The organism is Paenibacillus sp. P32E (assembly GCF_001909085.1).
GTDB lineage: Bacteria > Bacillota > Bacilli > Paenibacillales > Paenibacillaceae > Paenibacillus_AQ > Paenibacillus_AQ helianthi.
In genome coordinates, this window is sequence record NZ_LVYY01000046.1 from 34,923 (window position 1) to 49,698 (window position 14,776).

Here is a 14,776-nt window from a genome sequence, read left to right on the forward strand (position 1 = left end):
CACATGGAGGGGATTACATGAGCAAAGAGCTGGAATTATTCGATGTGACGATTATTGGCGGGGGTCCTGCCGGTATGTATACAGCATTCTATAGCGGGATGCGCGACCTGAAGACGAAGCTGATTGAAGCCAAGGATGAGCTGGGCGGAAGAATGCTCATTTATCCCGAAAAAATGATCTGGGATGTGGGGGGAGTTACTCCAATACTCTGCCGGAAACTGATAGATCAGCTGGCTGAGCAGGCCCGGACCTTTGATCCTACCATCGTACTGGGCCAACAGATCATTGCTCAGGAGCGGCAAGAGGACGGCACGTATATTTTGACATCAGCGAGCGGCGAGCGGCACTGGACGCGTACTATCATCCTGACCATAGGATACGGTATCCTGCAGATGGCGAAGCTGGAGATTGAGGGGGCAGACCGCTATGAGGTGACGAACCTTCATTATACTGTGCAGGAGCTGGAACCTTTCCGCGGCAAGCGGGTGCTGATCTCGGGCGGCGGCGATTCGGCGGTGGATTGGGCGAATGAGCTGGAGCCCGTTGCCGCCAGCGTGACGATTGTTCACCGCCGCGAGCAGTTTGGCGGTCATGAGAAGAATATTGCCCGTATGAAAGCCTCATCGGTTCAAGTCCGTGTTCCTCATACGGTTAGCCAGCTGCACAGCAGCAATGGGGAGAAGATAGACCAGGTCACGATCAGCCATATGGAATCGGGCGAACACGAGCAGCTTGAAGTGGATGCAGTGATAGTGAATCATGGGCTGAAAAGCGACTTTGGTCCGCTAAAGGATTGGGGAATTGATATGGGCGAATGGTGTGCCAATGTCAGCGGTCGGCTGGAAACGAACCTTCCGGGCGTATTTGCCGCCGGAGATTTCGTAGATTACAGCAGCAAGGTCCGGTTAATTGCCGGGACCTTCACTGATGCGGTTCTTGCTCTGAACAGCGCGAAGCTGTATTTGGACCCTGAGGCCCCCAAGGTGGCTTATGTCTCCTCGCATAATGAGCGCTTTAAGGAAAAGAACAAGGCGCTTGGCGTAGTGGATGAACACTAATTGGCTGGAGATTTATTGAATATAGAATAACCAGAGGCTGTCCGTACGAAATTCTTCGTGCCGGCAGCCTTTTTGTGTGCATAGATCCTTGCAATTAGTCTGTTTGCACCTGCGTTTCTCTATTCCATATGCTGCATAAAAAAAGGGAAGCGGGCAAATAGTATGGGCAGGAGGTGCGGATGATGGCTACTCGAACAACCAAACCGAAAAAGTCCCAAACGGAGGATAGCAACAATCAAAGCTCCCCGCTTACAGAGAACCTTGACGACAATTTGCAGCATATCCGGGAAGGCCTCGGTAACAGTCTGGATCTGATTATCCGCTATTTTCAAACGATAGATGATGCTCCCCGGATTGCTGCCGTATATATGGATGGCCTTACGGATAAGGAGATCGTGAATGAGTTCATCTCACACGCCATGTCCTTTCAAACTGTTAACGAGGAAGGGCAGAAGTTGACAACAAGCCTGGACATTTATAAATATATGAAAGAAAAAGCGTTGAATCCAGGTAAAGGGAAGTCCGTCACCACGATAAGCGAGCTCTTTGAAGCCCTTTTGTCCGGAAATACCCTTATCCTGATCGAAGACATGGCAGAAGCGATATGCGGCAACACAAGCGGAGGCGAGGTCCGTCCTGTGTCTGAAGCGAGTACACAGGTATCGATCCGCGGGTCCAAGGAGAGTTTTACGGAGACGATTGGGGTTAATATTTCTCTGGTCCGCCGCAAAATTAAAAATCCCAATCTGTGGGTAGAGCCGATGACACTGGGTGCTGTGACACAGACTAGTATGGCCATCATGTATATACATGGCATAGTAAACGAAGATAATTTGCAGAATTTAAGAGAAAAGCTGCAAGAAATCAGAGTGGATTCCATATTGGAATCGGGATACATTGAGCAGCTAATTGAAGAAGGTGGCTATTCCCCTTTTCCTACGCTGTATAATACAGAACGGCCTGACAGCGTGGCCGGGAATCTGCTGGACGGGAGAATCGCCATTTTTGTAGATGGAACTCCTTTTGTGCTCATTGCACCTACAACGTTTTTTATGTTTTTTCATACGGTAGAGGATTACTATCAGCGTTTTGATATTTCTACATTGATCCGTTTATTGCGTTTTCTCTGTTTGCTGATTTCGATGTTCGGTCCCGCTATCTTTGTTGCCGCGCTTAACTTTCATCAGGAGATGATTCCGACCCCGTTGCTGATTAATCTGGCCTCGCAGCGGGAAGGAGTGCCTTTTCCGGCCTTTGTGGAAGCATTGATGATGGAGGTGACCTTTGAAATTATCCGTGAAGCGGGCATTCGGCTGCCTTCCACGATTGGTCAGACGGTCTCCATCATTGGAGGTTTGGTTCTGGGACAAGCGGCCGTTCAGGCGGGAATTGTTTCACCAGCTATGGTTATCGTTGTTTCCTTAACAGGGATCTCCAGCTTCACTACGCCGGCCTTTAACATGGCACTCTCAGTAAGGCTGCTGCGATTTGTCATTGTATTTGTTGCAGCCTTTATGGGTCTTTATGGCATAGCTATTCTGGCTTTAATCCTGATCGCACATTTATGTAGCCTGCGCTCATTGGGAGTTCCTTATATGTCTCCTATAGCTCCTTTTGCCCTTAAGGCGCAGAAGGACACCTTAATTCGTTCGCCCATTCATTTTATGAAAATCCGGCCGCGTCTGAACAATGATAATAGTAATGTGCGCAAAAAGGTAGTTAAAGGCAAAAGGGTAAACACCAATGAAAGTTAAAATGAGAGGTTGCCTGATTACCTATCTGGGACTGGCCCTGAGTCTGACAGGCTGCTGGAACAGCAGAGAATTGAACGAGCTGGCTATTGTCAGCGGAATCGGAATAGACCAGGGAACGAAACCGGGTGAATACAAGGTAACGTTCCAGGTTGTCATCCCGTCAGCCACTGCTACAAGCCAAGGGGCAAACAGCGGGGCGTCCCCAATCACCATCTATACGTCAAACGATCACACGGTATTCGGGGCCCTGCGCAAAACCTCGAAGCAGGCAAGCCGGCAGCTATTTTTTGCCCATACCCAATTGTTGGTACTGGGAGAGTCCATCGCAAAAAGCGGGATCAGCGGTGTATTGGATATCTTCGAACGATCCCATGAGCTTAGGCTCAATACAGCTGTTCTGATCTCAAGAGACACAAGTGCTGCTTCTATTCTAAAAGTATTCACACCGCAGGAAAGCATTCCCTCCATCGGATTGTCTAAGAAGATTCAAAATACTTCCAATGTGTGGGGGGAGAATCAACGGGTTGACGTTTTTGAGCTGATTAATAAAATGACAGGGGAGGGAGGCTTCACGGTCAGCGGACTGCGCATGATTGGCAATGTAGAAGCAGGTAAGAAGAAATCAAACCTGGAGCAATCGGATGTAGAGACTACTATCACAATGGGAGGCCAGGCCGTATTCAAGAAGGGGAAGCTGGTAACATGGATCGACGGACCCGAAGCCAGGGGAACAGACTGGATACTGAATAAAATCATCGAAACGAATGTGGACATCGATGCAGGGGAACAGAAAAAAGCAGTTGCAGTGAACGTGTTATTATCCAGAACCGGGGTCAAGGTAGAATTGCGGGAGGGAATTCCGGTTTTTCATGTGAATGTCAGTGAGGAAGGGAATATTAATGAGACCAAGAGCAGTGCGGACTTGAGCAAAACTGAGGAAATCATCAAATTGGAGGAGGCTATGGAAAAGCTGACGAAGGCAGAAATAGAGCAGGCATTCCAAGCGGCACAGCAAACGGGTGTTGATTATTTGAATTTTGGGAATGAATTAAAACGTACCCACCCCAACGCTTGGAGAACTGTGGAGAACGAATGGGACCAGATCTTTGCCAAAGGAACACTTGATCTCAAGGTTGAAGCGTATATTCGGGGTACAGGAATGCGGCTCGCTCCGTTCATGTCACCTGAAAAATAAAGATTGATCTAATGAAAAGATAGGTGAGCTTTCTTATGAGAAAAGAAGTCATCGGACCCAGTCAATTGTTTGCCATGATAGTGCTGTTTGAACTGGGAACGGCCCTGGTAGTTCCTATAGGTCTGAAAAGCGGCCATGCGGTATGGCTGTCCATATTAATGGCCCTGCCAGGAGGAGTACTGCTCTATCTGATCTACTACGATCTGTATCGTCAGTTTCCCGAACTGATCATGAGCGGCTATACACAAAAAATACTGGGTAAGGCCATTGGCTGGCCGCTGAGTCTGCTGTATATTCCGGTGCTGATGTTCAACGGCTCCCGTAATTTACGGGAGGCTGGAGATCTGTTAATCTCGTCTACTTACGACCGGACTCCGATCCTGGTTATCAATGCAATTATGGTGATTGCGGTCATGTACATCCTGAACAAGGGAATTGAGGTATTCGCCAGGACAGCGGAAATTTATTTTTGGATCATCATGATCATGGGGCTGGTCTGCAATTTTATTGTTATCGCTGCCGGACTGGTGGACGTTAAGCATTTGTTTCCCCTTCAAGCCGACGATTGGTGGGATGCGCTAAGCTCTGCCTATCCCAGCATCTGGATTTTTCCGTTTGGGGAACTGGTTTGCATGACAACGGTTCTGCCTCATTTCAACAAACCCCGAAAAGCCAAAAGAGCAGGGGTCATGGCAGTGATCCTAAGCGGGCTGCTGCTCACTTTCACCCATGCCATTGAAATATCCGTACTTGGAGAAAATATATATAGTAGAGCGGCCTTTCCCATTTATACGACGATCACGCTGGTAAACGTGGCTAACTTTATCCAGCGTCTGGATGCCTTAGTCATTTTGACCCTGATCATCGGTGTTTTCTTTAAAATGTCGATCTATTGTTACGCAGCGACCGTAATCACTGCAGATTTGTTTAAAGTTCAGGATTACCGGAAACTGGTTGTGCCTGTTGGAGTCATTGTATTGTTCAGTTCATTTATGAGCGCTGAGAATTACACTAGTCACTTGAATGAAGGGAGAGCGTTTCTGAAATACATTCTTCCGCTCCTCTGCGCGGTAATTCCTATTCTGCTGTTCCTTGTCCACCATGTGCGCAAACGGTTCGGCTGGTACCGGTAGCCTCAATGGCCGGGTTTCTTTTTCCTGTTGTAAGCATCCATCCCTAGTTGGATAAAAGGAAGTAAGAAGAATATAATGATGACGGCCAGCTCCTCGAAGGTAGTAGTGTTGAAGATCGAGGTAAGAAAGCTGAACGACATGGAGAATGGGGTTCCGGTTAACCAATCCACGGATATTGATATAGTCAAGCCCAATAAGCCAAGTACGGCGTAAATATACAGGATTTTCATTTGGTTTGTTCTCCTTTTCTTTTTTGTAATGGCCTTGAGGACCCGGCAAGCAAAAGATATTATCCCCATCTAATGAGGCTGGTAACCAAGACTTTGTCCTCCGCACTCCAGGAAACCGATTGTACGCTATTGACGGGCATCCGGTGAATGGCTAGAGTTTAGAATGATCCTTATGCGGGGTATTAGTGTTCAAAAGGGGGTATACATTTAATGACGACCTGGAATCTGCAAGGAACGGTTAATCATTTGCTGATCTGCGGCGGCAGCAGCTGCAGAAAGAATAAAGGCGAAGAAGTGGCTGATGCCATTGAGGAAGAAATTGAGAAACAGGGAGCGGCAAGTAAGATACATACCACAGTAACCGAGTGTAACGGAAGATGCTCGGACGCCTGTATAGTGATCTCATACCCGGAGGGAGTCTGGTATAGGGAGATGACGCCCAAGGCGGGCAAAAAGCTGGTGCGGAAGGTGCTCCAAGGGGAACAACTGGAGGATCATATCCTCTATACCTACGATGGCGGGCTGAAGGCCCGGACAGACAAGGGTGCCAAGGGTAAAAAGAAGAAGTAAAAATTATACTGAATAAGATCAAAATACCGTCAAAGCGCTGACGGTATTTTTTTTATAATGAGAACAGAGAAAAGGGATTGGCCTATAACAAAACCATTGAGGTGTGAGACATGGGGCAAATTATGGAGACTTTAACGCAAAAGCCGCCGGCTGTGCGCAATCGCAAAGGCTGGTCGCTGCAAAAGGGAGAAACGCTGTCCGGGCTGCTCTTTGTAAGCCCGATGCTGATCGGGGTAACGATTCTGGTACTGATACCGATCATTGCCACACTGGTGCTAGGCTTTGCTGACTGGAATTTTGTGCAAGGCTTTGACGGCATCCGCTGGGTAGGGCTGCAGAACTTCAGCAATCTGCTGCAGGACGACATGTTTATCCGCTCGGTGCGCAACAACTTTATCTTTCTGCTGACAGTACCGGTGTATTTGCTGGTATCCATGGTACTGGCGATATTGATCGACCGCTACGTGTATATGAAGGGTTATTTTAAAATCGCTTACTTCGTCCCTTATGTATCGATGACCGTCGCCGTAGCCATTGTATGGCAGGTACTGTTCCAGCCTTCGTACGGCCCGATTAACGAAATGCTGAAGGCTATCGGGATTGCTGATCCGCCGAAGTGGATTGCCGATCCGCATTTTGCCCTGATCTCCATTATGATGATTTCGGTCTGGATCTCCATCGGCTTCAACATGATTATCTACATCGCCGGACTCCAGTCCATTCCGAAGGATCTGTACGAGGCTGCCGAAATTGATGGAGCTAACGCCTGGACCAAATTCAGACGGATTACCTTTCCGCTATTGTCGCCCACGACCTTCTTCCTGCTTGTAACCGGCATCATTGCTACGTTTAAAGTGTTTGATGTGATCGCGGTGCTGACCCAGGGCGGCCCGATTGGCTCTACGACGATGATGGTCTGGTACTTGTATGATACAGCTTTTGTCAATCTTAAGGTTGGCTACGCTTCAGCGATTGCCGTCGTGTTGTTCCTGTTCGTCATGCTGATTACGTTCGGGCAGTGGCTGGCAGAGAAGAAATGGGTCAATTACTAGACAGAGAAGTGAGGGTTAAGCATATGGAAAAACGTCCAGGCGTCGATGGGTTGAAAATCATAGTTACGGTGGTCATGTTTGCCGGAAGTGTGCTGTTCCTGCTGCCTTTTGTATGGATGCTGGTCACCTCGTTCAAGGTGGAGTCGGAAGTATTTGCGTATCCCATTCAGTGGCTTCCGAAGGAATGGAATGCGGTTGAGAACTACAAAGCGGTCTGGTTTGGTGATTATCCGTTCACTTTATACTACTGGAATTCGATCAAGGTTGCGGTGATAACTACTGCGGCATCCTGTCTAATCTCGGCCATGGCGGCTTATGGGTTCTCCAAAATCAAGTTCCGGGCCAGCAATTTCCTGTTCATGATTGTGCTGGTAACATACATGATTCCAGGGCAGGCAATCCTGATTCCACAGTTTATTATTTACCGCAACATCGGGCTGTTCGACAGCCATTTGGGTCTGGTGCTGCTCGGAACCTTCAGTGTGCTCGGGACCTTTATGCTGCGTCAGTTTTTTATGGGTCTCCACCAGGAGTTTATTGAATCGGCCAAAATCGATGGTGCCGGACATCCGCGCATTTTCTGGTCCATCGCCTTGCCTCTGGTGAAGCCTGCGGTCGCCACGTATGCGATCCTCCGGTTCATCTGGACCTGGAACGATTATCAGAATCCGCTGATCTTCATCCGGAGCGACAAATTGCTGACTCTGCCGATAGCAATCCAGAAGTTCACTTCCATGAGCGGAGAGTTCTACTCCCTGATTATGGCGGCAGCGGTGTCTGCCATCCTGCCATTGATTATCATCTTTATCCTGGGACAAAAGAATGTCATTGAGGGCATCGCACTTGGCGGTGTAAAAGGTTAATAGAAGTAAAAATAATTCAATAAAAGTAAATATTGTTTCATGTGCCAAATGTAAGCGTATCCTATAATTCATTTGTGAGTCACTGATATTATCCAGGGAGGGTTCAATGATGGTGAAAAGAAAAGGTTGGTCCGGGGCGATTGCAGGGGTTCTGATGTTAAGTCTGCTGGCGGGTTGCGGCGGGAATAACAGCAATAATAGTACAAGTGGCGGGGCGAACACAGATGCGGGCAAAGCAACGAACGGAGCCGCAGCCGGCAATACAGAGAAAACCAACCTGCGGCTCTACACTTATGGGACAGAGGAGGCGTACAACTGGAAGCACACACTAGAAGCCTATGAAGCGGCCAATCCGGGTGTGACCATTGAGCTGGTGCAGCTGAGTGAAAAGGGCGATACCCAGGAAGCCTTCAAAAAGCTGGATCTGGAGGCGGCCTCCTCCGCGCCGATGGATATCCTGATGTTCAGTGACGCAGCGGGATATGCCCAGCGGATTGCGCTGGGGATGGCGGAACCGTTGGACGAGTATATCGCCAAGGACGGCTTCAAGGTAGAAGAAGATTATAAAGTGGATACCCATTTGGATGGCAAGGTCTATGCGCTGCCGGGCAAATTCAATCCATGGTACGTGCTGTTGAACAAGGATAATCTGGATGAAGCAGGACTTGCCGTGCCTACTGACTGGACTTGGGATGATTTTGCCGACTATGCCCAGAAGCTGACGAAGGGCGAAGGAGCAGAGAAGCGTTACGGGGCATACTTCCACGGTCCGCAGGCAGGTGGCTGGATGGAATTCCTGAAGCTGAAGATGGAGAACCAGCCGCAGAACTCCGAGTTTCTGAAGGCGGACGGAACCTCCAATCTGGATGATCCGAACTTCAAGGCGACGCTTGAGCTGAGAATGAGAATGGAAAAGGAAGATAAGTCTTCCGTTCCTTATTCGGACATGATCTCCCAGAAGCTGGCTTACCGCACCCAGTTCTTCAACCAGTCTGCCAGCATGATTCTAATCGGAAGCTGGATGAACACGGAGATCGGCGGTACAGAAAAGGTACCTTTGAACTTTAATGTAGCCGTAGCCCCATTCCCTAAGAACAACGCTGCAGATGAAAAGGGTCTGACACCGGTGACTACGGACTATGTGTCCGTTGCCGCCAAATCCAAAAACAAGGAAGCGGCCTATAAATTTGTCCGCTGGTATACAACCGAAGGCCAGCTTGTCCAAGGCAAGAACATTCCGGCCTGGAGCAAGGTAACGAGCGATCAGGTGGAGGGGATTATTGATACGATCCTGGCCGGTACCAAGAATCCGGAGAAGGTTGACAAGAAATCTCTCGTTGACACTCTTGTGGCTTCCAAAGCATCGGCGATCATTCCGCCGGCTACGTACCAGGCAGAGGTGTACAAAGCCATTAACGAGGAGTATGAGAAAATGATCCTTGGGGATCAGGATGTGGATACGACCATCAAGAATTCCCAGGACCGTGTGAATAAAATAATTGCAGCCAATAAAAAATAATTTGCTATAATCATTTCATAGAATGTATACAAGATGAGAATATATTTCCCGCAGAAACGGAAGTCCTTTTTCACTTGGGGGCCAAGCCGTTTCTGCTTGTTTCAGGGGTACATATTGAAGGGGGACACCGCTATGTTCAGCAGACTCAGGGAGCTCGCCCCCAAATCGATCCGTCACAAGCTGATTGTCGCATCCATTGCCTGTATTCTGGTTCCTGCGGCGCTCACGCTGCTGATCTACAATTCATTAACCCAGGAGGCCGTCAAACGGCAGGCTATTGCAAATGCAGAAGATTCCTTACAGCTGGTGAACGGCTCGGTGACGAACAGCCTGAAAGGGATGCTGACCATCGCCAATTATGTCCAGACCAATCCCGGATTGAAAGCGTATTTCAAGCTTGCCGCAGCCAATAATGTAAGCGGTAACGAATATCAGAGGTTTATGGATCAGAACCGTGTGCTCGAACAGCTGGATACCCTTACTGTTGTTGGTCAGAACAGTTATGTAACAATTCTGCTGACCAACGATAAATATTATATGAATTATTCTGTTAGCGATTACAATCCGCTCGAGTTGAAGAAGAAGCCCTGGTTCCGCAAGATGACAGAGCTGAAGGGGCTGGAGTCCTACTGGGCGGGTGTAGAGCCCACTGAATTGGCCTACGACAAGTTTGATCATCCGTATCAGGTGACGGTGGCCCGAACGCTGCGCCTCGATAGCACCGAGATCTATGGGTATGCCGTTGTGACCATTATGGAGGATCAGCTTCATGATATTTTCGGCAATCTGTCGGCAGGACAGAAAGTGGTTCTGCTGGATGGAGAGAACCATATTGTCTCCGGGGGAGATCCGGAGAGTATTGGCAAACCGTTTCCGTATGTGAACGCCGTGAATTCTTTGCAGGCTTCAGAGGTCGTTGCCATTGCCGGGGAGCGCTATCTTGTTGTTCAGCAGCAGCTGTCCTTCAACGGCTGGCGGCTGGTACTGATGCAGCCTTACAAGGAGAGCATCGTAGATATCAGTTCTATATTTAATCGTGTGTTTGTCATCCAGCTGATCTCCTTCTTCGTCTTCCTGCTGCTGCTCATTACTCTGGTCCGTGCCTTTACGAAACCGCTGGTAAGGCTCGGCAAAGTAACAACTGCAGTGCAGCGCGGGAACCTGCTGGTACGCTCCGGAGTCCGGGGTAATGATGAAATCGGGCGGCTGGGGCTGATGTTCGACCAGATGCTGGACCGGGTCAAGGAAATGATCGCAGAAGTCTCAGACACCCAGGCCCGTAAACGAAAAGCGGAGCTGAAAATGCTCCAGGCTCAGATCAACCCTCATTTTTTGTTCAATGTGCTGAACTCGATCCGTATGAAGGTCATGAAGCGAGGTGATCCGGAGAGCGCCAAAATGATCAGCTCCCTGTCCATGCTGCTGCGGATGACGATCAGCCGTGAAGAGGATGAGATTTTTCTGCATGAAGAGATTGATCTGGTCTCCCACTATGTCAGCCTGATGAATCTGCGCCAGAAGGAGGAGGCCCGGGTACAGCTGGATATTGATCCCAGGGCGTTTCTGATTAAGGTCCCGCGCTTTTTCCTTCAGCCGCTGGTTGAGAACGCGCTCATTCATGGGCTCAGCCAGCAGCCGGGCGTAATTAGTATTCGTGCGGATGTGGAGGAGAGCTATACGGTCCTGTCTGTAACCGACAACGGCCTAGGGATGAATGAAGACCGGCTAGAGAGTATAGCAGGACGGATGCAGTCCGCAGGAACGGAGATGAGCTCCGGTCACGAAGAGCCCAAAGGTTCTTTCTCCGGGATGGGTATGACCAATGTAGTGGAACGGATGCGGATGCTGTTCGGTGAGGATTTTGTCATCAATGTTCGCAGTGAAATCGGCAGCGGGACCACGATAGAGATGCATATTCCGCACAGGGAGGAGATACGGGATGTATAAGGTGATGCTCGTGGATGACGATTATCCGGTGATCGAGCTGTTGTCCGAGAGTATCTGCTGGGGGGAGCTTGGCTTACGCCTGATGGGTACGCATGAGAACGGAGAGAGTGCCTGGGAGCATGCACAGCAGGAGATACCAGATATTCTGATTACAGATATCGGCATGCCGCGGATGAATGGACTTGAACTGTCTGCCCGTATCAAGGAGCTGAGGCCGGGTGTGCGGATCGCGATTTTATCCTGCCACAATGAATTTCAATACGCCCAGCAGGCGATGCGCCTCAATGTGCAGGATTATTTGCTAAAAGATGCGCTGGACCCGGAGGATCTTGTGCAGCTGCTGTGCAGATTCAAGGAATCCATGGATGAAGAGAACCGCGCAGGCTGGGAGACCTCCCGCATCCGGCAGCTGTTCGGAGAGACTAAGGAGCTGCGCAAGGAGCGGAGCATCAAGAATTTCATCCATCAGCCGCTGCTGTCACCGGAGAAATGGCTGGCTGAGGCTGCTGAATACGGACTGTTCCAGCAGGGGGAATTCTGTCTGCCTGTTATTGCCTACCTGGAGGATTACCGGCATGTGAAATACCGTTTCTCCTCGGATCAGACGCTGCATTTTGCCGTGAGTAATGTGATGAATGAAGTGCTGGACGGGATGAAGCCGCGCGGACTTTATATTGGCTACAATGTCAAATCTTCGTTCCTGCTGTTCTCCTACAGGCCTGGTCTACAGGGTAATATTTATGCGGAAGCCGCAGCCGGGCTGAAGATTCTCCAGTCTACCCTGTCGAAGGTACTGAAGGTCCGCATGTCCTTCATTACCGGAGAGGGCACCGGAACACCGGAAGGACTTAAGCAGCAGTTGAATGGGCTGCTGAACGCCGAAGAGCAGCGTTTTTATCTGATGCCAGGGGATACCGTTCCGCGTAAGTCTGCCAATAGCACCGCCGCGGTGAGCAATTTGTTTGCACATTATGATCAGGCTGCCACGGAGCTGCGGGAGGTACTGCTGGGCAGGAATGCACAGCAGGCGCGTACCGTGTCCGACAAGTGGATCTCATTGATCCGGGAAGAGCGGTATCCTCCGGAGACGGTCAAGGACTGGACGCTGAAGCTGCTGCTCGACCTGAAGCTGAAGCTGCACTCCCTCCAGTTCATCCGTCCGGCGTATTCGGCGGATACGCTGCACAAAGAGATCGTGGATATCGATTCACTGCCATCCCTGCGGGAATGGCTGGATAATCATCTGGAATCCATTGTTGCGGCGAAGGGGGCTGGCGCCGGGGGCAGCAAAAGGACCGAAGTCACCGAGGCCTGTCAATATGTTTCCCTTCGCCTGGGAACACGGATCAGTCTGGATGAGGTAGCGGATCATCTCCATTTGAACGCCAGCTATTTCAGCAGGCTGTTCAAGAAGGAGACAGGTACTACTTTTATCGAATATGTTACAAAACTAAAAATGGAAAGAGCCAAGGAACTGCTGGATGGAACAAATTCTACAGTTGGCGAGATCTGTGAACAGCTGGGATATGACAACCAGAGCTATTTTATCAAGACTTTTAAGGTGCATGCAGGAGTAACGCCCGTTGAATACCGTGGGTAGCCGTGTGCCGTAGAGAGAGGCGACGTAAGATGCTAAGATCCGAACTGCTTGCAACCGTACAGAATATGGAGCCAGCCGATACCCGACTGTATTATCCTAATGGGGATTCAGCCGGATTCTGGTCTACGGTAAGGAATTCACCGCTATATGCGGAGGAGGTCGCAGAAATTCGTGCAGAAGGGGACAGGCTCAGAGGGGAAAAAGCACCTGAGCTTACCTATGATTTGTTTACTGTTTTTGTCCGCACCGGGTCCAGACTGGAGTATGAACGGCCCTATTTTGAGCGCAGGAGAATGCTGAACACGTCAGTACTGCTGTCTCTGCTGGAGCCGGAGCAGGAAACCCATATCCATGCGGTCTGCGAGATGATATGGAGCATCTGCAACGAATACACATGGTGTCTGCCAGCCCATACCGGCAATAGCGGTATCCCGGAAACGATTGATCTGTTCTCGGCTGAAACCGGTTTTGCACTGAGTGAGATCAGCTGTCTGCTTGGGGACAGGCTTCCTGTTCTACTACATACGAGAATCAAAGAAGAGGTACAGAGACGGTTGTTCGGACCTTATCTGAACTCCGGGCCTTATCACTGGGAGACGGCAACGCATAACTGGGCGGCGGTCTGCTCGGGATCGGTCGGTGCGGCAGCGATGCTGATGCTGAAGGACCCGGAGACGCTTGCGGATATCCTGTTCAAGGTACAGGGGACAATGGAATATTATCTTCAGGGCTTCGGTGAAGACGGTGCCTGCCTGGAAGGGATGGGCTACTGGAATTATGGTTTTGGCTATTTCGTATATTACGCTGACTTGCTCCGCCGCAGAAGCCGGGGAGAACTGGATTGGTTCCGGCTGGAGAAGGTGAAGAGCATCGCTGCATTCCAGCAAAAATGTTTTCTTGGCGGCAATGTCGTAGCCAACTTCTCCGATTCGCAGCAGAGAGTCAGCGTGTCTTTGGGACTCAGCCACTATCTGGGCGCCATCTATTCTGAAGTGGAATCGCCGCCTGTTTCGATTAGGGCTTCATATACGGAGGACCACTGCAGCCGCTGGGCACCGGCGGTGCGGAACCTGATCTGGCGCAGTCCGGTGGACAGCCGGAGCGAGTGGACCAGCAGCAGCAGCTATTTACCGGATGCGGAATGGCTGGTAACCCGGAAGATTACTCCGGCCGGGGTATTCGGTTTCGCCGCCAAAGGCGGAAATAACGACGAGCCGCACAATCATAATGATCTTGGCCAATTTGTTCTGCTGGGGGATGATACGGTCTATCTCTCTGATCTCGGCAGCGGAGAGTACACGGCAGGATATTTCGGTGCAGAGCGGTATACCTATGATTGTAACGGTTCTCAGGGGCACAGTGTGCCTATTATTGACGGGCAGCTACAGCTGCCGGGAGCCGGGGCTTGTGCCAAAGTGCTGGAAGCTGAGGCAGGGGGGGATGAGAGTGTGCTGAAGCTGGATTTGACCGCTGCTTACGGGTACGGACCGCTGGAACGGCTGACGCGGTCGTTCAGTTGGCAGACCGCAGACATCCTTCCTGCACTTACGATGACCGACGATTTCCGGTTTGCCGAAGCCCCGGCGGCGCTGATGGAACGGCTAGTGACCTTCTGCCAGCCTGTGCTGGAGGAGGGCAGTGTTCTGCTGCGGGGTACGGGCGGAAAAGGTTTGCGTATCCTCTATAATACCGGTGCGCTCAGACCAGTGATTTCGGAGCATGTCTACAGCGATCATTTTGGCGAGGCCAGGACCTGGTACGGAATGGATTTCCACACCTCGGGGAAACCAGGCAAGCAGGAAAGCTATGAATTCGAGTTTCAGTTCATGGAGACATGATCAATTCCAAATGAATG

At 50.2% G+C, this 14,776-nt stretch carries 12 protein-coding genes; 11 read left to right on the plus strand and 1 reads right to left on the minus strand.

Annotation, left to right across the window (positions count from 1 at the left end):
- The first annotated feature begins 17 nt into the window (after positions 1 to 17).
- The 4 genes from A3848_RS24790 (at position 18) to A3848_RS24805 (ending at position 5,140) form a co-directional block, all read left to right on the plus strand.
- Complete coding sequence (locus A3848_RS24790; protein ID WP_074087532.1) at positions 18 to 1,058, plus strand: NAD(P)/FAD-dependent oxidoreductase; 1,041 nt, start codon at positions 18 to 20, stop codon at positions 1,056 to 1,058.
- A 182-nt stretch (positions 1,059 to 1,240) separates the two neighbouring features.
- The gene (locus A3848_RS24795) at positions 1,241 to 2,812 is read left to right on the plus strand and encodes a spore germination protein (RefSeq protein ID WP_074087533.1); all 1,572 of its coding nucleotides are present in this window, start codon (positions 1,241 to 1,243) and stop codon (positions 2,810 to 2,812) included.
- Positions 2,802 to 4,007, plus strand: a complete 1,206-nt coding sequence (locus A3848_RS24800) for a Ger(x)C family spore germination protein (RefSeq protein WP_074087534.1) — start codon at positions 2,802 to 2,804, stop codon at positions 4,005 to 4,007. The genes A3848_RS24795 and A3848_RS24800 overlap by 11 nt, the downstream gene beginning before the upstream one ends.
- Positions 4,008 to 4,042: 35 nt before the next feature.
- Positions 4,043 to 5,140 (plus strand): GerAB/ArcD/ProY family transporter, encoded by a 1,098-nt coding sequence (locus tag A3848_RS24805; RefSeq protein ID WP_074087535.1) that lies wholly within the window; start codon positions 4,043 to 4,045, stop codon positions 5,138 to 5,140.
- Positions 5,141 to 5,142: 2 nt separating this feature from the next.
- On the opposite strand, the gene A3848_RS33585 is transcribed toward A3848_RS24805, so the two are convergent.
- Positions 5,143 to 5,439, minus strand: a complete 297-nt coding sequence (locus A3848_RS33585; protein WP_483874437.1) for a YczF family membrane protein — start codon at positions 5,437 to 5,439, stop codon at positions 5,143 to 5,145.
- Between the two features lie 141 nt (positions 5,440 to 5,580).
- Here A3848_RS33585 and A3848_RS24815 point away from each other — a divergent pair, with 141 nt between their 5' ends.
- The 7 genes from A3848_RS24815 (at position 5,581) to A3848_RS24845 (ending at position 14,759) form a co-directional block, all read left to right on the plus strand.
- Positions 5,581 to 5,940 (plus strand): (2Fe-2S) ferredoxin domain-containing protein, encoded by a 360-nt coding sequence (locus A3848_RS24815; protein ID WP_074087537.1) that lies wholly within the window; start codon positions 5,581 to 5,583, stop codon positions 5,938 to 5,940.
- Between the two features lie 110 nt (positions 5,941 to 6,050).
- Positions 6,051 to 6,992, plus strand: coding sequence for a carbohydrate ABC transporter permease (locus A3848_RS24820; protein WP_074087538.1), 942 nt, complete (start codon positions 6,051 to 6,053; stop codon positions 6,990 to 6,992).
- A 23-nt stretch (positions 6,993 to 7,015) separates the two neighbouring features.
- The gene (locus A3848_RS24825; protein WP_074087539.1) at positions 7,016 to 7,855 is read left to right on the plus strand and encodes a carbohydrate ABC transporter permease; all 840 of its coding nucleotides are present in this window, start codon (positions 7,016 to 7,018) and stop codon (positions 7,853 to 7,855) included.
- A 109-nt stretch (positions 7,856 to 7,964) separates the two neighbouring features.
- The gene (locus A3848_RS24830) at positions 7,965 to 9,374 is read left to right on the plus strand and encodes an ABC transporter substrate-binding protein (protein WP_074087540.1); all 1,410 of its coding nucleotides are present in this window, start codon (positions 7,965 to 7,967) and stop codon (positions 9,372 to 9,374) included.
- A 132-nt stretch (positions 9,375 to 9,506) separates the two neighbouring features.
- Positions 9,507 to 11,321, plus strand: a complete 1,815-nt coding sequence (locus tag A3848_RS24835; protein WP_074087541.1) for a cache domain-containing sensor histidine kinase — start codon at positions 9,507 to 9,509, stop codon at positions 11,319 to 11,321.
- On the plus strand, positions 11,314 to 12,921 hold the full coding sequence (locus tag A3848_RS24840) for a response regulator transcription factor (RefSeq protein ID WP_074087542.1): 1,608 nt from the start codon (positions 11,314 to 11,316) through the stop codon (positions 12,919 to 12,921). Before A3848_RS24835 ends, A3848_RS24840 begins: the two co-directional genes overlap by 8 nt.
- Positions 12,922 to 12,950: 29 nt before the next feature.
- Entirely contained in the window at positions 12,951 to 14,759 is a 1,809-nt protein-coding gene (locus A3848_RS24845; protein ID WP_074087543.1) for a heparinase II/III family protein, read from the plus strand.
- Positions 14,760 to 14,776: the final 17 nt, after the last annotated feature.

Bases quoted from the DNA above. Each gene is read 5' to 3' on its own strand.
- A3848_RS24840 (WP_074087542.1), top strand. From the start codon at position 11,314: ATGTATAAGGTGATGCTCGTGGATGACGATTATCCGGTGATCGAGCTG.
- A3848_RS24845 (WP_074087543.1), top strand. From the start codon at position 12,951: ATGCTAAGATCCGAACTGCTTGCAACCGTACAGAATATGGAGCCAGCC.
- A3848_RS33585 (WP_483874437.1), bottom strand. From the start codon at position 5,439: ATGGGGATAATATCTTTTGCTTGCCGGGTCCTCAAGGCCATTACAAAA.
- A3848_RS24790 (WP_074087532.1), top strand. From the start codon at position 18: ATGAGCAAAGAGCTGGAATTATTCGATGTGACGATTATTGGCGGGGGT.
- A3848_RS24815 (WP_074087537.1), top strand. From the start codon at position 5,581: ATGACGACCTGGAATCTGCAAGGAACGGTTAATCATTTGCTGATCTGC.
- A3848_RS24795 (WP_074087533.1), top strand. From the start codon at position 1,241: ATGGCTACTCGAACAACCAAACCGAAAAAGTCCCAAACGGAGGATAGC.
- A3848_RS24825 (WP_074087539.1), top strand. From the start codon at position 7,016: ATGGAAAAACGTCCAGGCGTCGATGGGTTGAAAATCATAGTTACGGTG.
- A3848_RS24805 (WP_074087535.1), top strand. From the start codon at position 4,043: ATGAGAAAAGAAGTCATCGGACCCAGTCAATTGTTTGCCATGATAGTG.
- A3848_RS24800 (WP_074087534.1), top strand. From the start codon at position 2,802: ATGAAAGTTAAAATGAGAGGTTGCCTGATTACCTATCTGGGACTGGCC.
- A3848_RS24830 (WP_074087540.1), top strand. From the start codon at position 7,965: ATGGTGAAAAGAAAAGGTTGGTCCGGGGCGATTGCAGGGGTTCTGATG.
- A3848_RS24820 (WP_074087538.1), top strand. From the start codon at position 6,051: ATGGGGCAAATTATGGAGACTTTAACGCAAAAGCCGCCGGCTGTGCGC.
- A3848_RS24835 (WP_074087541.1), top strand. From the start codon at position 9,507: ATGTTCAGCAGACTCAGGGAGCTCGCCCCCAAATCGATCCGTCACAAG.